Genomic DNA, 23,517 nt, shown 5'->3' with positions numbered 1-23,517 from the left:
AACTAACAGTCGATTCTGCCGGAACCTTTAGTCGCGGTTTTACCGCTCAAAAGGCGCCTTCAAAGCGAGTCCAGGTAAGCCTAAAGTAATGTCCGGCATGAGATTGATCGAGCGGGGCACTACCGCACATGCGGGACCGCCGCGTCTTAGCCGCTCTGTAGCCGATCCCTCGAATCCGCTGCATGTCGCGGTGCCCATGCCTTGGTTCGATCGTGACCGTGGCTCATCGTGCCCCAACTCTTCCTACCTGGTATAACCGGCGCACGCCATTTCCCGTCGCGCGCAAGCTCGGGATTAAAAGTCCGTCTCGACCTCAAACCGAAGTGTTGCCGCCATGCCCATGAAATCGAGCGAGAAACTGCCTTGCGCGCAGCGATTCCGGTGAGCCGAAAAATTTGGCTGGCGTCGCCGTTTCGACAACCTGGCCGCCGTCCATGAACACGATACGATCGGCTACCTGTCGCGCGAATTCCATTTCGTGCGTGACGATCACCATCGTCGCCCCTTCGTTGGCAAGCGACCTCATCACGCTCAGCACTTCCCCAACCAGCATCGGATCGAGCGCGCTGGTCGGTTCGTCGAACAGCAGTACGTCCGGTTTCATCGCAAGAGCGCGGGCAATGCCGACCCGTTGCTTCTGCCCCCCGGAAAGGCGTGAGGGAAACTGGTCGTGCTTGTCGGCAAGGCCGACGCGGGTAAGCAGTTCGATCGCTTCCTCGCGCACGGTCGCGCGGTCGCGTTTGAGCACGTGCAGCGGTGCCTCCATCACGTTTTCGATGACGCTCAGGTGCGGCCACAAAGCAAAATGCTGAAAGACCATGCCGATTTTGGCACGCATTTTCGCCAGATCCGCATCGCTCATCCTGATACGGGTATTGTCGCGCACGCCCATCCGTTGGCCGGATACATGCACGCTGCCTGCGTCGGGCACTTCGAGCCAGTTGATACAGCGCAGCAGCGTCGACTTGCCGCATCCGGACGGTCCTAGCAGGCAAACGGTCTCGCCCTGCGCGACCTGCAAAGACACGTCTCGCAGAACGTGGTTATCGCCAAACGACTTGGAGATGCCGACGAGCCTAAGGACGTTCGGCGATGTATCGACGGGGGGCAAATTTTCCGTTTCTGTTGCAGGCATTGTCAAAGGCAAGGTCGGGGTCACGCTCGACGCTCCTCGGCGAATTTGTTCAGCATCCCGGTGCCGGCTTCGATTGCAAGGCAGAGACACCAGTAAAGGAGGACCGCCGCGACGAACGCAGCGAACGGAATGAAGTAGGTGGCCTGAATGCCCGTCATTTCATGGGTCAGTTCGCCGACGGCGATGACGGTCAGAAACGCACTGTCCTTGACGATCTGGATCAACTGGTTGCCGACCAGGGGCATCGCGCGCAGCATGACCGGCGGCAGAATGATCCGTCGTAACAGGGTGAGACCGCGAAATCCGAACGCCTTGCCCGACTCGATCAACGATGCCGGAAGTTCGAGCCAGGCGCCGCGAAGCAACTCGCCCATGTAAGCCGTGTTGTAGAGAATCAGCGCGACTGCGCCAGCCGACCAGTTCGACATTCTGATGCCGAGCGTCGGCAAGCCGAAGTAGATCAGGTAGACAAACAGCAGAAATGGCGCGCAACGCATGGCATCGACGTAGGCGGCGGCCGCGCGGCTGACCGCCTTGTTCTCCGACATGAGCAACGGCGTAAGTAGCGCGCCCAGTACGAGCGACGCCACGCCGGATATGACTAGAAGGATCACCGTGTTGAGCAGGCCAGCCAGCACGATGTCGCGCTGCTGCCAGATGATCAGGAAGTTGTTGATCAAATCATGCCTCCGGAGCGAAGACGTTTCTCGACCGCGCGTTGCAGCTTGATGAGCGCGAACACGATCAGGCCGTAGAGCGCGAGCGCGAAGATGAACGGAGGCAGCGGCTCATACGTGTTCGAGCCGACACGCAACGCAGCGCGCGTAATCTCGACAATGCCGATCACTGCCACCGCGGGCGTCGACTTGATCTGCAGCGTCATTTCGTTCACGAGACCGGGCAGACTCGCGCGGCAAACCTGTGGCATCACGATGCGCCGTATGCGGGTGAAACGCGGCATCGCGAACGACAGCGCTGCATCGTATTGATCTCGCGGAAATTCGACGAGCGCGCTGCGCCATATCTCGCAGTTGAAGGCCGACGTGCTGATAGTCAACGCGACAATCGCGGCGGGCAGCGGATCGAGCGATAGTCCGAGCTGGGGCAACGCGAAGAACACCAGCAAGGTCAACGTCACGGTCGGACACGACCGGATGACGCTGACGTAGGAGTACACGAAGCGGTCGAGCACCGGCACTTTCGCCCAGCGAATCAGCGCCAGTGCGAGCCCGAGCGGAACGCCGAGCACGATGCTGATGAGCGACAGCGAAATGGTCGCGAGTGCACCTTGCGTGATGCTCCAGTAATCGTAAGCGGTCATTAAGCGGGCTCGCCTGCGAGGTCAGTTGATGGACTGCGGCATCGATTCAAAGCTGGCGCCGAACCACTTCTTCTGAACCTGGTACATCTCACCACTTTTGCGCAGGTCGAGGAGCACGCTGTTGACCATCTGCAGCGCAGCCGTGTCGCCCTTCTTGACCGCCCATGCGATATACACTGGGCTGCCGATCTTTTGACCGATTACGAATGTGTCCGGCCGCGTCCTGATTAGTGAGTTGAGATTGATCTGCGTATTGGCGACGGCGTCGAGCCGTCCGAGCGCGAGATCCTGATAGGTCTCCGGATACGACTGATATTCGACAATCTGCTTGAGGCCGTTGCCGCCGTGGGTTTTCTTCAGTTGCTCGTCAAATGCTTTCACGTCGGCCAGCATTGCGCTGCCGGTCTGCACGCCGATCACCTTGCCGATCAGGTCGTCGGCGGACTTAATGGGCGATCCCTTCTTGGTCGCAAAAAACGTCGTCGATTCCGCCAGCGGCGCGGTGAAATCAAAGGTGCCTTTGCGCTCCGGCGTGACTAGAACCGCAGTGACAGCCATGTCGTACTTGCCTGTCGTTACGCCCGGCAGGATGCCCGACCACGGCATGATCTGCTGCTTCACCTGGACCGGAAGCTTCTTCTTCACTAGCGCGAGCATCTCGTTGTCATAGCCGGTGGGGGCACCGTTATCGACGAATTCGAATGGCTTGAAATCGTCTTCGGTCGCGACCGAGATATAGCCACGCGATTTGATCTCGTCGACGCTGGCAGCCGATGCGATGTGCGCAGCGCCCGCAAAGGCGGCAATAGCGAACAGCGAACGCAGAGACGACAGCGCGAGCCGCCTGAAGCCGGTGCGGAAAGTCTTGTCCGTTGCGGCACTTTGGATGGTGAGAGACGACATGAATACCCCTCTTGGCTGTAATGACTCGGATGGCGCGCGAAGCGTGCGCTTTGGTGGCCGAAAGGCCGTCTCGTTCGTGTGCATTCGAAAATTCGTATGCACACTGACAAGTTGCGCGTCTCCGATGCAATTCACATGCCAGTTCGACGAACACCGCGCCGTGCCGATGTGAGCGTCGAGGCGAGCGTATGCATGCGTCGATAGAGGGCAATCTGCGCACCAACAAAAGACTTAAGCCCCCACAGAATGGACGAAATGCACTCATTTGAGTCAATGCAAAGGCTTGGCGCCGTTGCGCGACAAAGGAGACGGCGCACAAAAAACGTGCGTGACGGACAGAGAAGAGAAAGAAGAGAATTTCTGTTTTTGTACTGATACGATGCATACTGACGAATCAACTCACCGTTGACCAATTTGACAAGAAGCATGGAGGCTGGACCAAATGAAAGACGGCGGCGATCTTACGTTACAAGAACCGGCTTATCGTGAAATCATCGAACCGGGCGGCCGCTGGTCGATGCGACTGGAGACGGGCGATCAGTTGCGTATCGTCGATCTGGAGGGGCAGCAGGCGGTCGACTTTCTCTGCTACTCCGGCGAATTGCCGCTCGACCGGCTCAACGTTCCGAACACGGTAAAACTCAATCGCTCGTTGTATGTGACCAAGGGCACCACGATCTATTCCGATCGCGCGCGCAAGATGTTTTCGGTGCTCGACGACACCTGCGGTTTTCACGACACGCTCGCGGGATGTTGCAGCCACGAGATGGACTTCCTCCGCTACGGCGTGCATAACAAGCTGAGTTGCCGCAGCAACTTCGCGCAGGAACTGGCGAAGTGGTCTCTGGGGCCGTCGGAAATCGTCTCGAACATCAACTTCTTCATGCGTGTGACGTTCGGCCAGCAGGGCGAGGTCGAGATTGCGCCAAGCCCGTCGAAAGCAGGCGACTACGTGGTGCTGCGCGCGGAGATGCCCGTTATTGCTGTGTTGTCGAACTGCCCACAACAGAACAATCCCTCGTCGGGCTTCCGACCCACGCCTGTCGAGGTCACGGTGTCGCGCGCCACGTCAGATAACCCTCCGCAGGAAAAATAAGGCAGGTCATGGTGGCGAGTCCGAATAAAGTAAAACCCGACAGGGCAGGCGCGAGCGACAGCGCGTCCAGGGACTGGCGTCATACCGCGCTGGATGCACGCCCAGGCTTCCTGATCCGCCGGCTGCATCAGATCCATGTCGCGTTATTCGTCGAAGAGTGCGCGCCAGAGGGTATTACGCCAGTGCAATACAGCATTCTCACTGCGCTGGAGCAGATAGGGCCGTCCGAACAGATTGCTTTATCGCGCGCCGTCGGTCTCGATCGCGCCAATACCGCCGACGTGATTGGGCGGCTGGTCGAGCGGCGTTTCATTCAGCGGCGTGTGTCGAAGACGGATAAACGCAAGAAGGTGGCGGAGCTGACGGAGATTGGACGGGCGCTGCTGGCGCGACTCGAGACGGGCGTCGCGCGGGCTCACGAGCGGACGCTCGCCGCGCTGCCGCCCGAGGATCGCAAGCGCTTCATGACCTTTCTGACGTTGCTCGTCGAGACCAATAACGATCTGAGCCGAACACCGGTCGGTGGCGCCGCGAAGAAAAGCGACGACGACTGACATTTCTGCCTTTTGGCGAAGCGTGGATCGTGCGTGCGACAGTGAGGATTTGCCAGGCGCCATCGATCCGGGCCTCGGCTCTGCAACTGACAGCCCAGAGGCGATTCTGGTCGCGAAGTCGTTGCCAAAGGCGGTCACGGAACAGCTCACGAGCATCGCGTTTCGAGAGATTGAACGGCCGACGCAAACAGACTCTGCGGAACAGCGAAGAGACCGCGGCCTAGCAGACCGGCACGGCCATCGGCGCCGATCATTGCGATCGCAGCGAGCGGCGCGATGCGGTGTAAGGCGACTCGCGCGGCATCGAGTCCGCAGTGGAGATCAGTAAAGCAGGGGTGGGAACCCGCGTACAGTTGGGCTTGCTCGCGTTGCCATTCGGGCGGCAGCCACGCGGCGAAGGCACCCGCCGGTTCAGGCGCGAGTGCGAGCGCCTGCGCTCCGAAACCGGCTACGTCAATTACGCCGCTGTCTCCGGTCAAAGGAGCGGTAGCGACCTTGAGCGCGGGATTGATGGCCGGCCCTGCCGGCGCAGCAGCAGCGGCGGTGTGCCAGAGCGACGGGCGGCCCGCCAGTTGAATGCCGACGTCGACGCCGTTTCCCGCGAGCGATACGACGAGCGTCGATGCCGGATCCGCATTTCGCGCGGCAGCCGACGTCATCAGGCGACACGCGGCCATCCACAGCGTGAGGAAGAACAGCGGCGTCTGCTGCAACATCGTATGGATCGACGAATCGGTGAGTCGTGCGGACAACACGTCGTAGAGCGCTGCGCTTGCGGCGGTCGTGCGGGCGTGCAGATCGTCGCCGTTGTCGAGGCCGTGCCGGGCGAGCGCGAGGAGATCGACGGGTTCGCCGCGCAGCGCTGTGTCGAGTGCCGGCGCGAGAACCGAGTCGCGCCATTTCATGCGGTCGAGAATCGCGGGGTCGCGTGAGCCGAAGCGCAGTTGCGGCCCCGCGCCGCTGCCCAGCAGCGACCAGGCGGCGCCAGTCGGATCGCCGGCTTCGACAAGCGCCGTGCTGCCCGAAATCACGGCTGCGAGCGGCGTAACCACGCCATAGGATTGGGCGCTGACAAGGTTCACGCGGCCGGTGGCGATCAGGCGTTCGGCATCCTGCTCGCTTGCCGCCCAGCCTTCATACAGACAGCACAACACCGCCGACGACAGCACCGGCGGGGGTGGCCTGCATGGGTCTTCATACGGAGGGCCTGCATGCAGCAGCGTGAACTCGGGCAGCCCAACGGCATTGCGTGCGAAGCGCACAGCGCGCCATTGAGGACGAACCGCTTGCAGGCGCTGAAGCGCGGCATCCTGGACCGGGGATGTCATCTGCGGGCTCCGAAGCCGAACAGACCGCAAACACGCGACCACAGGATTTTCCAGAACATGTTGCCGAGGTTGAGCGGGGCATTAGCGGACGGCTGCGTAGCCGGGTTAGCCGTATGGGCTGGTATGACATCCGTAGGCTGCAAAACGGGTGGAACTGTTGCGGCTGGCGTCGTCACCGGGTCGGGGGCTGAAACGGTTGCCAGTTCCGGCTCGGCAACAGGCGCGGTGGTCGTAGCTGCGACTTGCGAAGCCGAGAGATCCAGCCGGGCCTTGAGGTTCGCAGCGAAGGCTTCGGTCATCCGTGTGGCGAGTTCCTTTACGATGCCGCCACGCGAGAACTGGGCAAGGCTGCCGGCGATCGCGTAGTCCACCTTCACGTCGACGCGCGTCTCGCGAGGCGTCGGGTCGTCGAGTGAGAACGACGCTTCCCCCTTCACGCGCGACGCGCTCTTGCGGTCCACGCCGCCGCCAATAACGCTGCCACGCCAGGCTGTATCGTCCAGCTTCATTTCGCCGTCGCCGGCAAAGCTTGCCACGATTGGCCCGAGTTTGACGGTCATCGCGAGCTTCAGCCGGCCGTCGTCTGGTGGCGCGGTCAGCGACGCGCCGGGCAGACACGCTACGATCCCAGGTGTGTCGCGAAAACAGGCCCATACGACATCGCGCGGGTAGGGCACTGTAAAGTTTTGCTCAATTTCCATTCGTGGTCAGGTCTCTTGAGACTAGGGGATCAGGTTGCGGCAGTCGCGGCGAGCGGTGCACGCTGACTCGCCCGGTGCGCATCCAGTACGCGCCGGATCGCTCGCACGATACCGACATAGCCGGTGCACCGGCACAGGTTGCCCGACAGTTCGAGGCGCACGCGGTCGTCGTCTGCGTCGGGCAGGCGGGTGACGATATCGCGCGCCGTCACCAGCATTCCCGGCGTGCAGTAGCCGCATTGCAACGCGTGCTCTGCCGTGAAGGCGGTGCGCAGTTCGTTCATCACGTCGTCGCCGTCGAAGCCTTCTATGCTCTGCACGTCGGAACCCGAGCACGAGACCGCCGATGTGATGCACGAGCGGGTCGGCATGCCGTCGACCATCAACGTGCACGCGCCACACACGCCCTGTTCGCAACCGAGGTTCGTGCCGCACAGCATCTGATGCTCGCGCAGGAAATCCGCGAGACTCGTGCGCGGTTCGACAGCCGCCGACACCTGCTCGCAATTGATCCGGAGTTCGATCCGTTGAGTGAGGATATCGGTCATTGCTGCTTCCTGTTTTCGCGGACGATTGCCGCAGCCCGTTCGAGCGCCACGCGATGCACCTGGTATTCGTAGCTCCCGGTTTCGAGACCCGCTGCGTCGAGATGCGGATCGAGCAGCGCCGCATTGGGGTTGTCGAGCAACGCGCGCGCGTTTTCGATCAAATGCGGCGGCCCGTCGATTGCACCGATCACGGCGCGGCAAATGCCGGCCGGCGCATCGTCGATGAAGACTGCAATCGCTTCCGCGAACTCGCCGGGCTTGCGATTGAACTTGTAGTAGCTCCAGCGCGCGGCAGGCGACAGGCGCCGAAAGCGCACGCCGGTGAGAATCTCGTCGGCCTCCAGCGCGGTCGTGAACGCGCCGCTCATCCAGCCGGCCGCCGTCAACGAGCGGGTCCCACGCGGGCCCGCGACGAGAAATTCCGCGTCGAGGGCATACATCGTGTTAATCCAGTCGGCAGCCGGATCGGCATGAGCGAGACTGCCGCCGAGTGTGCCGCGATTGCGCACCGCGCGATACGCGATGCCGCGCGCCACGTAGGGCATCAATCCCTGTGTACCGTCGTCGATCTTGCGATCTTCGATCTCCGCGTGCGTCACGCATGCGCCGATCAGCGTCCTGTTATCTTCGTTGCCGCATTCACGCAACGCCGCGATACCGCGCAGATCGACCAGCGTCTCGGGTTGCGTGAGCCGCAGATTCATCATTGGGCCAAGCGACTGGCCACCGGACACGAACTTCGCCATTCCGTCGCTGGCGCCAACCAGCGCGATCGCGCTATCTTCGGTGACGGGCTTTGCATAGTCGTAGATCGCGGCTTTCATGCTGGCATCCCCTTGGCGGCGCGAGCCGGCGTTGCCGATCGCATGGCTTCGACAATGACACGCGGCGAGATCGGCAACTGGTCGACCTGAACGCCGAGCGGCCGCAGTGCATCGTTGACGGCATTCGCGATCGCGGCAGGGGAGCCGATCGCACCACTTTCGCCGATGCCTTTTTGCCCGAATTCGGTGTACGGAGCGGGCGTTTCCATGTGTTCGATACGGATAGCAGGGACTTCCGTGGCGCCGGGCAGCAGGTAATCGGCGAGGGTAGATGCAAGCGGCTGGCCGTCCTCGCTGTACGGCATGACTTCGTAAAGGGCCGTGCCGATTCCCTGCGCTGCACCGCCGAATACCTGCCCATCGACGACCATCGGATTGATCAGCACGCCGCCGTCCTCGACGATCACGTAATCGAGAATCTCGGTTTTGCCGAGTTGTGTGTCGACGGCTACGACGACCGCATGGCACGCGTAGCTGAACGTGCCGGTATCGCGTTTCGCCTGATACGACGTCGACACTTCCAGGCCGCGCGGATCGACGTCGGGCGGCAGCAGTTGTGGCGCGAGATACCACGTTCGCGCAATGTCGGCGATGGTGCAGCGGCTTTCCGCACCGACAACTGCGCCGTGCTCCCAACGCACGGCGTCGAGCGGCTCCTTCAGCAGCCATGCGCCGATTTTCATCATCCGCTGTCTGAGTTCCTTCGAGGCCTGCCCAAGTGCGCCGCCAGCCATCACGATCGAGCGCGAGCCCCATGTGCCAGTCGAATACGGCGTCACACCGGTGTCGCCAAGTACGATGCGTACGCGTTCCGTATCGATGCCGAGCACCTCGTGCGCGATCTGCGCAAGCGTCGTCTCCATGCTCTGACCGTGTGAATGCACGCCGGCCCGCACTTCGAGAATTCCGTCGGGCGTGAGGCGAATGACGGCCGGCTCGCGGCCGGGCACCATCGGAATACCCCAGCCGTGATAGACGGAGGTGCCGTGTGCACCTTGCTCGCAGAAGATCGCGAGACCGAAACCGATCCGGCGACCATCGGGTTCGCCGCGCCGCTGACGCGCGCGTATCGCGGGAAGATCGATGGCGGCGATGGCCCGCCGTACGGCCTCTGGATAGTCGCCGCTGTCGAAGTGCTTGTTGGTGATGTTGTCGTACGGCATTTCGTGCGGTTCGACGAGATTGCGCAGGCGCACTTCGTAGGGTTCGATGCCGGCTTCCACGGCGATTGCATCCATGACCGATTCGATCGCGTAGCACACGCCGGTACGAGCCACGCCACGGTACGGCAGGATGGGCGGCTTGTTCGTCGCGACCGACCAGGTGCGGCAGCGATAGCGATCCATCTTGTATGGGCCGGGCAGAATGCTGCCCACTTGCGCGGCCTCAAGGCAGGCGGAGAACGGATACGACGAGTAAGCGCCTGAGTCGACGCTAGCCTCGCACTCGACGGCGATAAGCCGGCCGTCGAGTTCGGCATACGCGGTGATGTCGTAGTCGTGCTCGCGGCAGTTGGCATTGGCCGTCAACTGTTCGCGGCGATCCTCGATCCAGCGGACCGGCTTCTCCAGATGCATCGCAAGCCAGCCACAGCAGACTTCTTCCGGCAACAGGATGCCCTTGTAGCCGAACCCCCCGCCGACGTCGGGCGCGATCACGCGGACCTGGCCCTCATCGAGACCGAGGCAATGCGCGAGGCCCGTACGAGTGATGTGCGGCATCTGCGCCGACGTGTGGATGATCAGCTGAGAGAGGCGTCTATCCCAGTGTGCGACGACGCCGCGACCTTCCATCGGCGCCATGCTTTGGCGCGAGGTGCGTAGCTTGCGGCGGACCTTGATCGGCGCATCGCGGCGGATCGCTTCGAGGTCGACGTCGGGCTTCGCATCGACAAAGGCTTCGAGGAAGACGTTGTCCCCCCAATGCTCGTGCACGAGTGCGGAGCCTTCGCGGCGAGCGTCGAGCATGTCGACGACAGCGGGTAATTCCTCGAAGTCCACGAACACCTGCGCCGCGATGTCTTCCGCGGCAGCGCGCGTCGCCGCGACGCACATCGCAATGGTTTCGCCCACCTGGCGCACCTTGCCGCTGGCGAGTACGGGCTGTTCGGACGGTTTGAAACCCGGCAACGCCGAATTCGCTACGATCGGTTTCACATTGTCGAGATCAATCAGCGTGTAGACCGATTTTTCCAGACCGGCCGGCTTCTCTATTCCAACGATATGGCCATGTGCGATCGGGCTGCGCACGAACGCGACGTCCACCATTCCGACCATGCGGATATTGCTGACATATTCGCCGCGGCCATGCAGGAAACGGTCATCTTCCTTGCGCGGCAGCGATACGCCGATGCCCTGCGGCCGGTCCGGCGACTTGACTGTGACTGCACGTTTCATCGTTTGCCTCGCGAAGAGAGCCGGGTCGGATTTACGCCGCTCGCGCGAGCGGCAACTGGGACGCATTGGCGTCATAGCGGACGCCATCGCGTACACAGAAGAGCGGTGCAAGCATGCGATCGGTGATCACCTGGGTGCCTTCGTTGTCTTCGAGCACCCAACGGCCACGGCGGTCGTCCAGCACGCTGATGTCAGCGGCGCCGCCCACCTTGAGCGTGCCCAATTCACCGTCCATGCCGATCATCTTCGCGGCATGGTTGGTCGTCATCGCAACGACGTGATCGAGAGGAAGACCGAGCGCCAGCATGCTGGTCATCGCACTGACGAGACTGAACTGCGTGCGGCCGAGGAATGAGTGCTCTTCGTCGGGATGGCTGTCAGGCGTGCCCGCAGGCGAGGGCACATGCGTGTTGTATCCATGCATGTCCGCGCCCAGCGTGTCGGGGATCACGCCGCTGTCGAGCACGACGCGAGCGGTCTTGAAGCTGAAGTGCGAGCCGTGACCGACGTCGATCTTGAGGCCGCGTGCGACCGCTTCATGAACGAGCGGATGCAACTGGCCGTTCTCCTCGACAAACCCGCCCGGATGCCGGCTGAACGGATGCGCGAGAATATCGCCGGGCTTCAGGGTCTCGACGACCTGATTGAAAATCGAGTCGGGATTGACCGGCATGCCGCCGAGTTCCGGCTTGGGCCAGAGCTGTCCGAAGTGAATGTAGACTGGCAAGGCAGCGTCGCGGCCAATTTTCGATGCGATCTTCATCACGTCGAGTCCCCAGCGCGCGAAGCCGCCGATCTCGGCATGCGCCTTGATACCCTTGACCAGATCAGCGTTGGCGAGCGCTGACTTGACGGTTGCTGCCGCATCGAGACAGTCGGGACGGTACAGGTCGGGATAGTAATGACCTTCGAGGCCGCCGACGAGATAGGCCGAAATAAAGGCGAACACGCGGGTTGCGGCGCGCTCGGCGACGAAGTTGCGAAAGCCCGGAATCGTGATGCAACTCGCTCCGCCTTGATCGACTATGGTTGTCACGCCGGAGTGCACGCCGCATTGATCGGCATTCAGGCCAAAGCGGCCGGTCACGTATTGATAAACGTGGCCGTGTGTGTCGATCAGGCCGGGCAGCACCAGCCGGCCGCGGCAATCGATGATTTCGGCTGACGGCGCCCGGGCGACGAGCCCGGCACCGATCGCGGCGATCGACTTGCCGTCGACGAGAACGTCGAGCGTGGCGTCGATGCCGGCGGCCGGATCGATCACGCGGCCACCTTGAAGTAGAAGCTGGGACATGTTTTGTGTGCGTTTCCGGGACGAGATGCGTGGTGTACCGCAAATACTGTGCCGGTTTGAATCCGTTGCTTCAATGATTCGGAAAAGCCTTTTGCATCAATGAGAAACCGTCGATATGGCCAACAGATGTGTGCCATACCACGGATTTTCCCGAGCGACTTCGCACCAAAATGAAGACTCTGAGGCGGATGTGCACCGGATTCTTGCCCAGTGCTATTTTTTGGTGAATTGTGTGGTGTGCCGCGCATTTGAAATGGGGCACGTCGTTCGCATAGAATGCTGCCATTGAGCGCGCGGTTCGCGCGTCTACGTCAGTTCACCAGTCACGCCAGAGACCGCACCATGTCGACCTTGATCATTCCGGAAATGGACCTCGAAACAACCCGTGCTGAGCTTGAGCGGCTGCAGGCAAGATCCCCATTGTTTGGGCGGCCTGGTTTTCTGATCAGGCGCCTGCATCAGATTCACGGGTCGTTGTTCGCCGAAGAGACTAGCGAGTTCAATATCACGCCCGTGCAATACAGCTTGCTGACCACGCTTGAAGCGCTAGGCGAAATTGACCAGAACACGCTGTCTATCGAGATCAGCCTTGAACGTTCGAGCGTCGCCGAAGTGATTCCGAGGTTGCATGCGCGCGGCCTCGTCAACCGAAAGCAGGCTGCGCACGACAAACGCCTTAGGCTCGTACGGCTTTCTGCCCAGGGCAAGCGTCTCGTGGCAAAAATGGCGCCGGCCGTGCAACGCGCGCACGACAGAACGATCGAGCATCTGTCATCTGTAGAGCGCGATTTCTTCATGTTGCAAATGATCCGGCTCGTGGAGGCCAATAATGAGCGGACCGTCGTGCCGTTGAGGTTGCCGGAGGGTTAGTGGTGGACAACGTGAGAAATTCGGTTGCCACTTGTCTTTGTCGAGGTCAGATTCCTTTGTCAATGGATCCGCAGTTTTGAGGAAGGGCGATGAGCGCACGTTATAGAACCACTACGGGCAGCATGACCTGGAAGATTCCAGCTCGAAATGTATACACAGCGTAGTGCCCGTCGACTCCCTTAGAGGTGGTTCCGTTCGTTCAGACTGTCTTCATGCGATCTAAGGTGGAAGCTGCTGGACCTCACGTTGCTGTTCTGATCGCAGGTAGCCGCGCGAAGTGGGCGCTTGCGGCAAGCATAAAGAGCTTTGGTGTCCATCTCGGTCTTTCATCGCCCTCGAGCTGGCAAGCATCGCTTTGTCGCGCGCGATGACCCCTGGCAAGTGGGCGCGCAGGAGATCGACCCACGTGCGTACCTTCGCATCGGTGAACTTGCGTGAAGCGTAAAGTGCGTAAATGTTCATCTTCTGCAGCGTGCGATCGGGTAGCACGCGAACTAGCGTGCCGTTGCGCAGACCGTCGACTGCGGCATACAACGGCAGCATCCCGATGCCCATGCCTTCGCGGATTGCGACAACAAGCGATTCGGCGATATTCACTTGCAGCGGGCCCCTGACTTGTAGCAATTCGCTGTCGTCAGGTCCTTCGAGTAACCACTCGCGCTCCGGAAAGCCAGGCGTGTTCAGCGTCAGGCATTCATGCTGCGCCAGATCGCCCGGTTGCCGCGGAGTGCCGCGCGAGCGCAAATAGTCCGGCGATGCGCACAGGATGCTACACGTCGAGCCGAGCAGGTGCGACACCATCTCCGAGTCAGAAAGAGATGGCGCTACAACGACGGCAACATCGCTGCCGCCGCCGAACAGATCCGGCGTACTCTGCGACAAGGTCAGTTCGACCGAAACTTCCGGGTACTGGGCACGATATTTCGAGATCGCCGGCAGCACATAGTGTTGTCCAATGCTCGCCAGGCTGAACATCCGTAAAGTGCCGGCAGGGCGTTCGTGCGCACTGCGAGCCTCCTCTTCTGCAATGTCGAGGTCAGCTAGGATCTGTTGACAGTTTTGCAGATATCGCTCGCCAGCCGGTGTGAGGGCAAGACGTCGCGTCGAACGGTTCAGCAGGCGGGTTCGCAGATGGGCTTCGAGTTCTGATACCGCTCGAGACATGACTCCGGTCGTCGTATCGAGCGACCTGGCAGCAGAAGTGAAGCTGCCGGTCACCGCGATTCGCGTGAACGCGCGCATTTTTTGCAATGTGTCCATAAAACCCTCAGATTTAAGTGGACGGTCAACACACTACTCGTTGCTGCTGCGCTTGCCGCGGTCGCGGATTTGTCCGGAAACTCGACCGGCCTCCCCGACTATAAATGTCTCGTTGGCAAACTGTCGCGACCACGATCGATGCCATACCGAGGCGAGCACTGTCGGCCCAAGACCAGACAGGTGGTGTCGATAGCGGACCACCGCCGTGTCAGGAAAAGCGTAGCTTTACCAAGCGACCGAGACCGGTGATTAGGCGGCCAGACGCCAAAAGCGCAACACAAGCAACACGAAGAATAGGGCGGCGAACAGGACGATCCGGTAGATAGCGTCGACCGTCTCGCCAGAACATTTTCAAGGTGCTGTAGTCGCTAAACAAACAGGCGCTTGCGGGTACGCTGTGTTAGCACGATTAGAAATCTGCGGCCATCGCAATCGCTCGAGCTTTCCCCTGCTCGATAGTTTCCGGTCCCTTAGCATCCCAAGTGTGTTCCACCATCAGGCTTTTAACTTCATCCACACCGATGAACTTCAGCCAGAAATCGATGTAATCGGCTTGATGTTTAAACCCTGGGCTACTGATACCCGCACCTCTATCGTGGCTCTGTCCGCGAACATAGATGACGAGGGCCCTCGGGATCTTCAGCATTGGGCCGTATCTTTCGCCATCGAAGGTGAACAGCATGTTCCTCTGACTGACAAGATCAATCAGTTGTTTCAGCTTATAGGGATATCCAAAATTCCACATCGGGACACCGACGACTATCCGATCGGCTTGTTGAAAACGCTTCACAAGAGACTGTATCCGAATCCAGATCGACAATTCGGCGCTATCCATCGGCTCTTCTGATACTCCTTTGTACTTTGCACCAATCGCCTGACTGTCAAAGTCAGGCAAGTTTTCGTCCCAGACGTTCAAGGTGTCGATCTCAATCGAAGGAGTAGCCTTACCATACGCATCGAGAAACGCGTTAGCGACAGAGATTGAGACTGACTTGGCGCCACGAGGAGAAGACACGATGTTTAATAGACGCATGATGCGTGACCCTGATGCGAAAGTGTGAACAATAGGGGTGAGTGCAGAATGCCTTGTTTCTTTATGTCTTGCACCGAGTGGTCCACGCATGCCGGGCCATAGCGGTCGGCCTGCGTCTGGAATAACGCCCCCCGCGAATGGGACGGCGTTTGATTGGACACAATTGCTCTTGCGAAGACATGAAGTCAGTCTACGGAGTGCACGACACCAGTTCAATAACGCTGGGCGGGTAGACGTTACCCACCACGCGAACGATCGTTCAAGGCCTTGTGGCGAACTTCGCACATCGCCCCGACGACGGTCGGCCGGTCGATCGATATGCCACCGCCTAATTGACCGCTCGCGCTCTATACGCCGATGCGAGCACCGCCTTACTTCTGCTCACCGGTCGCTTCGAGGATCAGATTTGCCACTTCAGTCGGATGCGACAGCAGCGACACATGGCTCGACTTAAGCTCGATCGTATGCGCGTGCATCCGGTTCGCCATGAAGCGCTCCAGATCGGTGTTGATGGTCCGATCTTCAGTCGACACCGCATACCAGGTCGGCTTATCGTGCCACGCGGCGACGGTCGTCTTCGCCATCGTGATCGCCTTGCCGATGGGCTGCTGAACCGCATAATACTTTTCTGCTTCAGCCGTCGGCAGATCGCCGGCAAAGTCTTTCAAAAATGCCTGCTCGGACAGCGCGCCGTAGCCGTCCGACCACTGAAGACCCGCCGATGCGGGCGCGGCCGGGAATTTTTTCGTCAGCGCCGGATAGTCCTCGCCGGCATCCGGTGCACGCGCGGCAATGTACACAAGACCGGCCACCTTCGGATCATCGCCAGCTTGGCTGATCACCATCCCGCCGTACGAGTGCGCGACCAGCAGCGTAGGGCCCTGCTGCTGCGCAAGCGCGCGCTTGACCGCGTCCACGTCCGCGTCGAGCGAGGTCGTCGGATTCTGCACCGCCGTAACGTGCAGGCCCTTTGCCTGCAGCAGCGGGATCACTTTCCCCCAGCTTGAACCATCTGCAAACAGTCCGTGAACCAGCACGACGTTCTTGATCGGTGCGGACGGGGCGGCGGTGCTGTCCTGCGCGAATGATGTCGTTGCACTCAGCAGCGTGGCGCAGGCGAAACCGGCGAGGACAAACGAATTCAACTTCATGAGACTTCTCCGAGATAGTGAGGGATGAGATTCGCGGATTTCGCTCAGCCGCTGCGGCGAGTCGATAGACGAACCATACCCAGTCAATCATCCGGTCGATGCTTCCGACTGCAAGCGGGCGCTGGATTCTGGTGTACGAAGGTGCAAACACAGGCTCGGAGCAAACATTCCATTCGCTGCAATTTTTTTTATGGCGTCAAATGTGCCGCGACGCGAGACCGTCGGAGAACGCCGAAAAAGGATCCCGTTGCGATTTGCGGATAGACGCTTGACGCGAGACCGTGTGAAGCATGCCATTGCGGGCTGGGTCCATGGGCGGGCTAGTTTGCGGCTGCACGGCTATATGCCGGTGTGGCGCTGCTGCATCGTCTCGTCAGCCGACGTGGAGAAAGTCGGGTATGGGCTGCAAGAACTTTTGCATCCAGATGGTCAAACGGGAAAAGCCATCTTTCAAATCCCGCTTAATTTCACAGCCGTAAACGGGGTTGGAAAAAACCGGTCCTAGACGCTTTCGAATCCGGTCCCTGTTGTCTTCCAAGGCATCGTTGAGCCAATAGAGAGCCTGGACGACGCGCATCGCAGGCCTCCCGGCCCAATAAAGACGGCGGGGAGCGATGATGCGGGGCATCCGCTGCCGCGGGCCGGGCTAAGTGCCAGGTGGCGGGAAGGGTGCCGTTGAGCTACCAGATATGGCAGCGTGTTTCTGTCACAATAGCGCTCAGCCGTTTCGCTGACGTACCCTCGGCAACGCCCCACAACTGACCTTCTCGTAAATGCGCATCTTCGGAATCAGCCTTTACGTCATCATCGCCCTGTTCTTTGCGGTGCATGCCGTGCGCACTCAGCAGAACATGTACTGGCTGCTGATCCTGTTTCTTTTCCCTGGCCTTGGCAGTGCGGTCTACCTCTTTGTCATTTACTTGCCCTCCCTGCGCCAGTCGCGTGGGGCTAGGGCGGCAACGAGGGTCATCTCGCAGCTTGTCGATCCCAATCGAGCGGTGCGCGAGGCGCGCACTGATTTCGATCGCGCGCCGACCGTCGCGCATCGCATGCGGTTGGCCGCAGCGCTGCTCGATGCAGGAAATGCCGCCGAAGCCTTGGAGCATTACCAGGCGGCGGCCAGCGGGCCGTTCTCATCCGATCCGGCTTTACTCCAAGGGCTGGCGCGTGCGCAGTTTGCCAACGGCAATGCTTCGGCCGCGCAGGACGCACTGGAAAAACTGTTCGCCGCCCATCCTCTCACCCGTCGGCAGCCGGAGCCTGCCTTGCTGTATGCACGGGCCTTGGACGCGATTGGCGCGCCAGGCACACGCGCCGCGTTCGAGATTGCGCTCGCGAGCGCAAGAGACGCTGCACCGCGTTGCCTCTACGCCGATTGGTTAGCGGTGCAGCCAGACGAGGCTGACCACCAGCGTGCGCGCGAACTTTACGCCGAGATTGTGCAGGATGCCAGGCATTGGCCACGCCACGCCCGCGAACATAACAGCGAGTGGCTGCAACGGGCCCAGGCCGCCCTAAGCCGATAATCCACGGGCGCCCGCTTGAGAGCGGCAGACCTTTGGCTGCGGGGTCAGTCCGGGCCGAAGCCTGCCGAAGGCCCCATTAAACCTGACAGATTCGAAACGACCGGTTCATACGGTCTGCGCGTAAGCCGCTGTTCGCGAGCGATATGGATGACGCGAGTGCTTCGCGTATGGGAGCCCGATGAGGTTTCCCTGATTCCAGAGTTCTCATGCTCGAGACTGGCTGTTAATCCTCCGTGACGGTTTCTGTCAGATGCCTGGTGCACCAATCTACGACGGGCGGCCTGAATTCGTCAGCACCGGTCAGGGCAGCCAGTTCACCAGCGAGGCGTTCACCGACGCCGTGCTCGGAAATGTCCATAAGGCCTTTATCGTCTGGGGCGGATTTTTGCCCCACCTCTGCCCCCACACGACGGACGGCTCTCGCGGGAACAGAGCGGAATTGTCGGCATGGGCAAGTGGCCGGCCGCGTTCGTTTGTTCGCGAGCTTGGGGCTACTTTGCGTGCTCGCATATCAATGCGTGATCTACACGCGCGGCAACCGGTCATACCGATAACGCTGTCCCATTTCTGACGGGTCGGGGACTGCCAGCCGTCCAAACGTAAGTCGGCGGAGCAGCAGTTAATTTGCTTAAGAGAACCAAGGATTTGTGTCGGGAACTAGCCGGACTGGGTTGCGTAGAAACGTATCGTTACCCACTGAAATGACCGCTTTATCCGCACGCGGTCTCGTATGCCATAAAAAATACGGCTTCCTAAATTTCACCAAATTCCGATCCGCAGACATCCCACAGCAACATCAAATCGCCCGCATCTTCATCCCACCATTTGCAACGCGGTACCAGGGGAAAAACCTAATGTCTGACAAATCCTTACGCGTGCATATTTGAACTAAATATTCATAGGTGGATTCAGCATAATTTACTAGCAGGAGACACGATGAAAATTCCCACCAGTCCAAAGCGTCGCGAGCTGCTGAAGTTAGGCAGTGCTGCTGTCATCCTCCCGGTTGCAGCACGTGCCGGCGCTGCAACTCTTTCCTCGCCCGGTGCGACCGGCGATCCCTCTTCAGTTCCATCCGATACTTTCGATTCAGCCAACGCTTCGACGCAGGCGGATTCGGCGCGCGTTCCCACCGATCAGGCACTGCTGTTCCGATACGACTCGCCTGCTGTGGAGTCCAGCATCCAGTTTCAAGGCCTGCCGGTCGGGAACGGACGACTCGGTGCAATGGCCGGCGGCGCGAGCGAACGTGAGGTGCTCTACCTGAACGAAATCACGTTGTGGTCGGGCAGCAAGAACGTTGTCGATCCGGCCTACACGACGACGGGGATGGGCACCTACCTGTCGCTCGGCAAGCTCTACATCGATCTGCCCGGTCACGCCGGCGCCACGAACTACCAGCGTTCGCTGGACATCAGCAATTCGATCGTACGCACGCAATACCGCGTTGGCGGCAAAACCTATCGGCGCGAGATCTTCAGCAGCTTCCCCGACAACGTGATCGTCGTACGACTCACGTCCGACGGCGGCACCTATAACGGCGCGGTGTCGCTGGTCGACGGGCAGGGGACGCAAACCATCGGTGAATCGAACCACGCGCTGTCGTTCTCGGGCGCGGTCAGCGGCAGTGGCGAGCTGTACACGACCTACATGCTGGTCGTTCCAGATGCGGGCGTCGCTTCGCTCGACTCGGCCAACGCACAGATCACTCTTCAGGGTTGTCCGGCGCTCACGATCATCATCGCGGCGCGCACCGACTACAACGGGCGCTACGTCGAAAACTATCTGACGGGCGTCAATCCGCGCGGTGCAGTGATCGCTGACGTGAAGGGCGCCTCGTCCCTGCGTTACCGCGAACTGCTCGAGCGTCACGTGCGCGACTATCGTTCGCTTTTCGGGCGCATGGACCTCGATCTCGGCAGGTCGAGCGATGCGCAACGGGCACTGACGATCCCGGAGCGGTTGCTGGCGCGTCAGGTGAATCCCAACGCGGCCGACCCGGAGCTCGAAGCAATGTACGTGCAGTTTGGACGCTATCTCACGATCTCGTCGTCACGCGGTTCGATGCCGGCGAATCTGCAGGGTTTGTGGAGCACCACGAACAACCCGCCGTGGATGGCCGACTACCACACCGACATCAACATCCAGATGAACTACTGGCTCGCCGATCGAGCCGGTTTGCCGGAGTGCCAGCAACCGTTCGCCGATTACGTCACCGGGCAGTTGCCGTCGTGGGTTCAGTCGACGAAGAATCACTTCAACGATGCCGCCAACGTGAACTACAGCAATTCGAACGGCAACGTCGCGGGCTGGACGGTCGCCATTTCGACGGGCATCTACGGCTCTATAGGCTGGGACTGGAGTCCGCCCGCGAGCGCCTGGTATTGCCGCACGCTGTGGAATCACTACCAGTACACGCTGGACAAGGCGTATCTCGCCCGCATCTATCCGGTAATGAAGTCCGCGTGCGAGTTCTGGCAGGCGCGTTTGATCAGAGACCCCGTGACGGGTCTGCTCATTGACGACAAGGACTGGTCACCGGAGCAGGGACCGCATCAGCAGCTCGGGATCACCTACGCGCAGGAACTCGTGTGGGATCTGTTCACGAACTATCTGACCGCGAGCCAGCTGCTCGGCAAGGACGCGGATTTTGCTCGCTCGATCGGGAGCATGAAGGCGCAGCTCTATCTGCCAAAGGTGAGTCCCACGACAGGGCAGCTTCAGGAATGGATGAGCGACAGCATCGTCGGCGAGACGGGGCATCGGCATCTGTCGCCGCTGATCGGCTGGTTCGAAGGCGAGCGCATCACGCTCGACAGCGATCCGAAGCTCGTGGCCGGCGTGAAGGCGCTGCTGCTTGCACGCGGCTTCGACTCGTTCGGTTGGGGGCTCGCATGGCGCATCGCCTGCTGGGCGCATTTCCACGACGCCGCCAACTGCTATTCGATGATCCCAAAGCTGCTGCGCTATTCGGTGGGCAATGACGGCGTGAGCGGCACGTTCGCCAACATGTTCGACGCGTATGCGTTGTCGAGCAACTCATCGGCGTTCCAGATCGATGCGAACTTCGGCGGTCCGGCGGCAATACTGGAAATGCTGCTGCAAAGCAGGATGGATCGCATCACGCTGCTCCCCGCGCTGCCGTCGCAATGGAGCACGGGGCATGTCACGGGCGTGCGGGCGAAGGGCGGATTTGCGGTGGACGTCAAATGGAACCGCGGCGTGTTGTCGTCCGTGAAGCTCGTCAGCGTCGGCGGCACGCGAACCACACTGCAATACGGCAACGTGGTGCGAGCCGCGTCGGTAAGGGAAAACGGAACGGCACGATTCGACGGCAACCTGCAGCCGGTTTCCTGAGCTCCCCAAAGCGGCCGGGCAGCCCGAAACAGACGCCGCACAGCAGTTTACCCGGAAGTCCCAGTTTCATTTTTCAACAAAGGAAAATCATGAAGATCCTGGGTCGCACACAGGTGTATCTGTTTTTCGCGAGCATCATGATGGTTTTCGGTTTGTCCGGCTGCGGCGGCGACCAGCAAGGTTCCTCCGACGGCGCGAGCGTCATGCAGGCCGCGGCCAACTCCGCGAACGTTTCCGCACAAGGCGGGCCATCGCAAACTCAGGCCCAAAGGTCGATTGCACTGCCGCCTATGGGTTGGGCGTCGTGGAATGCGTACGGCTGCAATATCACCGAGGATCTGGTGAAAACGGCCGCGGACGTTATCTCCGACGGCCTGAAGAAAGACGGTCCGTTGATGAAAGCGGGCTACAGCTATATCAACGTCGACGACTGCTGGTTCGCGCCATCCCGCGATGCGCAAGGCAATCTAGTTGCCGACCCCGTGAAGTTTCCGAGCGGCATCAAAGCGCTGGCCGACTACATTCACGCCAGAGGTCTGAAGTTCGGCATGTATGAAGTGCCCGCAGCCGAAACCTGTGCTCAGCGTAACAATCTGTACCCTGGGCACACCAACCCGATGGGCAGTCTTGGGCACGAAGTTCAGGATGCCAATACATTCGCGGCGTGGGGCGTCGACTACGTGAAGTACGACTGGTGCTCGCCGGATGGCACCGTCGACGATCAGGTGGCCGGTTTCCGAAAGATGCGCGATGCGCTGGACAGTGCGGGTGCCGCGGTGAATCGGCGGATCGTCTACAGCATCAATCCGAACAGTTTTCACACCGACAAGACGGGCAGATCGTATGACTGGGGGCAAGTCGCGGATCTGTGGAGAACGACCGAGGACATCACCTATGACACCGGTACACCGGGTCATCAAAGCACGCCGGATTTTTCCAGAATCGTGAACCAGAATTTCTACGGCAATCTGTTTCCGGAAGCGCAACATACGGGTGTCTATAACGATGCGGACATGATGCTTGCCGGGTTCGGTCTGAGCGCCGCGCAGGATCAGACGCACATGAGCCTGTGGGCCGTTTCCGGTGCGCCGCTTATCCTGGGTCTCGATTTCACGACGCCGGTCAGCCCGGCAACGATGGCGACGCTGACCAATCCGGAGGTGCTCGCCGTCGATCAGGACCCGCGTGGCCTTCAGGCGATCCGGGTCGCGGTGCCGCAGAACGGTCTGGGCGTGTGGGCCAAGTTGCTCGCCGGTCAAGGTCGCCGTGCGGTAGTTCTGCTCAACACGACCGGGTCTGCCGCTTCGATCACGGTGAACTGGAAGGATCTCGGACTGGACGCCGCTGCTTCGGCCAGCGTGCGGGATATCTGGGCGCACCAGGATCTTGGTTCGCACACATCGGGGTATACGGTGTCCGCTGTTCCGGCCGGCGGCTCCGTCATGCTGACCATCGCCGGCGTGGACGATGCATCGAAAATCCACCCGGCCAAACCGGTCACACATGAAGACGGCGTAGCACGCTACACGGTGAATGCAACCGCGGGCGGGTACATCGACGTGACGTACCGGAACGAAGGAAAGTCTTCGCTGAAGGTGCCGCTGATTCTCAACGACAGCGTACTCACGACGATCCAGCTGCCCGTTACCACCGGACAGGCCCAGGGCACCGTCACGCTGTACATGCCGTTCGTGCCTGGAAGCAACAAGCTGACTTTCGTTCTTCCGGACAAGGGCCGCCGCGCTCCGTCGATCGGCAAGGTGACGCTGATCGCCGCTCCGCGACCCGCATTGCCGCCCATCGCCTATGAAGCGGAAAGCTCCACCAACATCATTCAGGATGCGGCAGTCCAGGCATGCAACATATGCAACGGCCACGAAAAGGTCGGCAATTTTGTGAACTCGGATTCGAGCCTCCAGTTCAACGGAATCGTGGCGCCTGCCGATGGCGAGTATGCGGTCCCCGTGGTGTATATCAGCGCGGACGACGGTGGCGGTTCGCCTCGTGCAATGAGCGTGAGCGTCAACAATGGCCCACCGGTTCCCGTGCAGTTTCCCGGTGAAGGCACCTGGGACTTTCCGATCCTGTCGAGTGCTCAGGTCACGGTCCCGCTAAAAGCCGGTGCGGCCAACACCATCAAGTTCTCGGTGATTTCCGGCAACTACGGTCCCGATATCGACGGCCTGGGCCAGGCCGTCAGCCAGCCGGCCAAACAGTGAA

At 60.6% G+C, this 23,517-nt stretch carries 20 protein-coding genes; 6 read left to right on the top strand and 14 right to left on the bottom strand.

The window, feature by feature from the left end; translation table 11 throughout:
• Nucleotides 1-313 precede the first annotated feature (313 nt).
• The 4 genes from P0D80_RS29945 to P0D80_RS29930 are packed head-to-tail and all read right to left on the bottom strand — an operon-like array spanning nt 314 to nt 3,359.
• Nucleotides 314-1,135 (bottom strand): amino acid ABC transporter ATP-binding protein, encoded by an 822-nt coding sequence (locus P0D80_RS29945; protein ID WP_408289298.1) that lies wholly within the window; start codon nt 1,133-1,135, stop codon nt 314-316.
• A gap of 20 nt (nt 1,136-1,155) precedes the next feature.
• A complete protein-coding gene (locus P0D80_RS29940) occupies nt 1,156-1,815 on the bottom strand; it encodes an amino acid ABC transporter permease (protein WP_132379951.1) in 660 nt (219 codons plus the stop codon).
• Nucleotides 1,812-2,456 carry an amino acid ABC transporter permease gene (locus P0D80_RS29935; protein WP_408179627.1) on the bottom strand — a complete coding sequence of 215 codons (645 nt, stop codon included), beginning with the start codon at nt 2,454-2,456 and terminating at the stop codon, nt 1,812-1,814. The genes P0D80_RS29940 and P0D80_RS29935 overlap by 4 nt, the downstream gene beginning before the upstream one ends.
• A gap of 21 nt (nt 2,457-2,477) precedes the next feature.
• Entirely contained in the window at nt 2,478-3,359 is an 882-nt protein-coding gene (locus tag P0D80_RS29930) for a transporter substrate-binding domain-containing protein (protein WP_132379955.1), read from the bottom strand.
• Nucleotides 3,360-3,801: 442 nt separating this feature from the next.
• Here P0D80_RS29930 and P0D80_RS29925 point away from each other — a divergent pair, with 442 nt between their 5' ends.
• Together P0D80_RS29925 and P0D80_RS29920 are read left to right on the top strand one after the other, a co-directional pair.
• On the top strand, nt 3,802-4,455 hold the full coding sequence (locus P0D80_RS29925; RefSeq protein ID WP_408289177.1) for a DUF1989 domain-containing protein: 654 nt from the start codon (nt 3,802-3,804) through the stop codon (nt 4,453-4,455).
• Nucleotides 4,456-4,463: 8 nt separating this feature from the next.
• On the top strand, nt 4,464-5,009 hold the full coding sequence (locus P0D80_RS29920; RefSeq protein ID WP_408289174.1) for a MarR family winged helix-turn-helix transcriptional regulator: 546 nt from the start codon (nt 4,464-4,466) through the stop codon (nt 5,007-5,009).
• Nucleotides 5,010-5,155: 146 nt separating this feature from the next.
• Here P0D80_RS29920 and P0D80_RS29915 read toward each other — a convergent pair whose 3' ends face one another.
• Genes P0D80_RS29915 through P0D80_RS29890 form a run of 6 tightly spaced genes read right to left on the bottom strand, consistent with a single transcriptional unit; the run spans nt 5,156 to nt 12,100 of the window.
• Nucleotides 5,156-6,337, bottom strand: a complete 1,182-nt coding sequence (locus P0D80_RS29915) for an oxamate carbamoyltransferase subunit AllG family protein (protein WP_408289171.1) — start codon at nt 6,335-6,337, stop codon at nt 5,156-5,158.
• Nucleotides 6,334-7,038, bottom strand: a complete 705-nt coding sequence (locus P0D80_RS29910) for an SRPBCC family protein (protein ID WP_408289168.1) — start codon at nt 7,036-7,038, stop codon at nt 6,334-6,336. Before P0D80_RS29910 ends, P0D80_RS29915 begins: the two co-directional genes overlap by 4 nt.
• Nucleotides 7,039-7,067: 29 nt before the next feature.
• Complete coding sequence (locus P0D80_RS29905) at nt 7,068-7,586, bottom strand: (2Fe-2S)-binding protein (protein ID WP_408179632.1); 519 nt, start codon at nt 7,584-7,586, stop codon at nt 7,068-7,070.
• Complete coding sequence (locus P0D80_RS29900) at nt 7,583-8,410, bottom strand: FAD binding domain-containing protein (protein WP_408289164.1); 828 nt, start codon at nt 8,408-8,410, stop codon at nt 7,583-7,585. Before P0D80_RS29900 ends, P0D80_RS29905 begins: the two co-directional genes overlap by 4 nt.
• Complete coding sequence (locus P0D80_RS29895) at nt 8,407-10,806, bottom strand: xanthine dehydrogenase family protein molybdopterin-binding subunit (RefSeq protein ID WP_408179635.1); 2,400 nt, start codon at nt 10,804-10,806, stop codon at nt 8,407-8,409. Before P0D80_RS29895 ends, P0D80_RS29900 begins: the two co-directional genes overlap by 4 nt.
• A 31-nt stretch (nt 10,807-10,837) precedes the next feature.
• A complete protein-coding gene (locus tag P0D80_RS29890) occupies nt 10,838-12,100 on the bottom strand; it encodes an amidohydrolase/deacetylase family metallohydrolase (RefSeq protein ID WP_408289156.1) in 1,263 nt (420 codons plus the stop codon).
• Between the two features lie 342 nt (nt 12,101-12,442).
• On the opposite strand from P0D80_RS29890, the gene P0D80_RS29885 reads away from it, so the two are divergent.
• The gene (locus tag P0D80_RS29885) at nt 12,443-12,970 is read left to right on the top strand and encodes a MarR family winged helix-turn-helix transcriptional regulator (protein ID WP_408289153.1); all 528 of its coding nucleotides are present in this window, start codon (nt 12,443-12,445) and stop codon (nt 12,968-12,970) included.
• 219 nt (nt 12,971-13,189) lie between these two features.
• Here the strand turns inward: P0D80_RS29885 and P0D80_RS29880 are convergent, their stop codons facing one another.
• The 4 genes from P0D80_RS29880 to P0D80_RS29865 all read right to left on the bottom strand — a co-directional run bounded on the left by P0D80_RS29880 (nt 13,190) and on the right by P0D80_RS29865 (nt 17,042).
• On the bottom strand, nt 13,190-14,230 hold the full coding sequence (locus tag P0D80_RS29880; protein ID WP_408289150.1) for a LysR family transcriptional regulator: 1,041 nt from the start codon (nt 14,228-14,230) through the stop codon (nt 13,190-13,192).
• Nucleotides 14,231-14,639: 409 nt separating this feature from the next.
• Entirely contained in the window at nt 14,640-15,263 is a 624-nt protein-coding gene (locus P0D80_RS29875; protein WP_408289146.1) for an FMN-dependent NADH-azoreductase, read from the bottom strand.
• A 371-nt stretch (nt 15,264-15,634) separates the two neighbouring features.
• A complete protein-coding gene (locus tag P0D80_RS29870; RefSeq protein ID WP_408289142.1) occupies nt 15,635-16,414 on the bottom strand; it encodes an alpha/beta hydrolase in 780 nt (259 codons plus the stop codon).
• Nucleotides 16,415-16,787: 373 nt separating this feature from the next.
• On the bottom strand, nt 16,788-17,042 hold the full coding sequence (locus tag P0D80_RS29865; protein WP_408289139.1) for a hypothetical protein: 255 nt from the start codon (nt 17,040-17,042) through the stop codon (nt 16,788-16,790).
• 145 nt (nt 17,043-17,187) lie between these two features.
• Between P0D80_RS29865 and P0D80_RS29860 the strand changes: the two genes are divergently transcribed.
• The 3 genes from P0D80_RS29860 to P0D80_RS29850 all read left to right on the top strand — a co-directional run bounded on the left by P0D80_RS29860 (nt 17,188) and on the right by P0D80_RS29850 (nt 23,516).
• Nucleotides 17,188-17,940, top strand: a complete 753-nt coding sequence (locus P0D80_RS29860) for a tetratricopeptide repeat protein (protein ID WP_408289136.1) — start codon at nt 17,188-17,190, stop codon at nt 17,938-17,940.
• 936 nt (nt 17,941-18,876) lie between these two features.
• On the top strand, nt 18,877-21,297 hold the full coding sequence (locus P0D80_RS29855) for a glycoside hydrolase family 95 protein (protein WP_408289132.1): 2,421 nt from the start codon (nt 18,877-18,879) through the stop codon (nt 21,295-21,297).
• An 89-nt stretch (nt 21,298-21,386) separates the two neighbouring features.
• Nucleotides 21,387-23,516 carry an alpha-galactosidase D gene (locus P0D80_RS29850; protein WP_408289128.1) on the top strand — a complete coding sequence of 710 codons (2,130 nt, stop codon included), beginning with the start codon at nt 21,387-21,389 and terminating at the stop codon, nt 23,514-23,516.
• Nucleotide 23,517: the final 1 nt, after the last annotated feature.

Source organism: Paraburkholderia sp. RL17-373-BIF-A (genome assembly GCF_046030175.1).
GTDB lineage: Bacteria > Pseudomonadota > Gammaproteobacteria > Burkholderiales > Burkholderiaceae > Paraburkholderia.
This window is presented reverse-complemented; position numbering and strand designations above follow the sequence as displayed.

Bases quoted from the DNA above. Each gene is read 5' to 3' on its own strand.
- P0D80_RS29945 (WP_408289298.1), bottom strand. From the start codon at position 1,135: ATGCCTGCAACAGAAACGGAAAATTTGCCCCCCGTCGATACATCGCCG.
- P0D80_RS29935 (WP_408179627.1), bottom strand. From the start codon at position 2,456: ATGACCGCTTACGATTACTGGAGCATCACGCAAGGTGCACTCGCGACC.
- P0D80_RS29930 (WP_132379955.1), bottom strand. From the start codon at position 3,359: ATGTCGTCTCTCACCATCCAAAGTGCCGCAACGGACAAGACTTTCCGC.
- P0D80_RS29925 (WP_408289177.1), top strand. From the start codon at position 3,802: ATGAAAGACGGCGGCGATCTTACGTTACAAGAACCGGCTTATCGTGAA.
- P0D80_RS29920 (WP_408289174.1), top strand. From the start codon at position 4,464: ATGGTGGCGAGTCCGAATAAAGTAAAACCCGACAGGGCAGGCGCGAGC.
- P0D80_RS29915 (WP_408289171.1), bottom strand. From the start codon at position 6,337: ATGACATCCCCGGTCCAGGATGCCGCGCTTCAGCGCCTGCAAGCGGTT.
- P0D80_RS29910 (WP_408289168.1), bottom strand. From the start codon at position 7,038: ATGGAAATTGAGCAAAACTTTACAGTGCCCTACCCGCGCGATGTCGTA.
- P0D80_RS29905 (WP_408179632.1), bottom strand. From the start codon at position 7,586: ATGACCGATATCCTCACTCAACGGATCGAACTCCGGATCAATTGCGAG.
- P0D80_RS29900 (WP_408289164.1), bottom strand. From the start codon at position 8,410: ATGAAAGCCGCGATCTACGACTATGCAAAGCCCGTCACCGAAGATAGC.
- P0D80_RS29895 (WP_408179635.1), bottom strand. From the start codon at position 10,806: ATGAAACGTGCAGTCACAGTCAAGTCGCCGGACCGGCCGCAGGGCATC.
- P0D80_RS29890 (WP_408289156.1), bottom strand. From the start codon at position 12,100: ATGTCCCAGCTTCTACTTCAAGGTGGCCGCGTGATCGATCCGGCCGCC.
- P0D80_RS29885 (WP_408289153.1), top strand. From the start codon at position 12,443: ATGTCGACCTTGATCATTCCGGAAATGGACCTCGAAACAACCCGTGCT.
- P0D80_RS29880 (WP_408289150.1), bottom strand. From the start codon at position 14,230: ATGGACACATTGCAAAAAATGCGCGCGTTCACGCGAATCGCGGTGACC.
- P0D80_RS29875 (WP_408289146.1), bottom strand. From the start codon at position 15,263: ATGCGTCTATTAAACATCGTGTCTTCTCCTCGTGGCGCCAAGTCAGTC.
- P0D80_RS29870 (WP_408289142.1), bottom strand. From the start codon at position 16,414: ATGAAGTTGAATTCGTTTGTCCTCGCCGGTTTCGCCTGCGCCACGCTG.
- P0D80_RS29865 (WP_408289139.1), bottom strand. From the start codon at position 17,042: ATGCCCCGCATCATCGCTCCCCGCCGTCTTTATTGGGCCGGGAGGCCT.
- P0D80_RS29860 (WP_408289136.1), top strand. From the start codon at position 17,188: ATGCGCATCTTCGGAATCAGCCTTTACGTCATCATCGCCCTGTTCTTT.
- P0D80_RS29855 (WP_408289132.1), top strand. From the start codon at position 18,877: ATGAAAATTCCCACCAGTCCAAAGCGTCGCGAGCTGCTGAAGTTAGGC.
- P0D80_RS29850 (WP_408289128.1), top strand. From the start codon at position 21,387: ATGAAGATCCTGGGTCGCACACAGGTGTATCTGTTTTTCGCGAGCATC.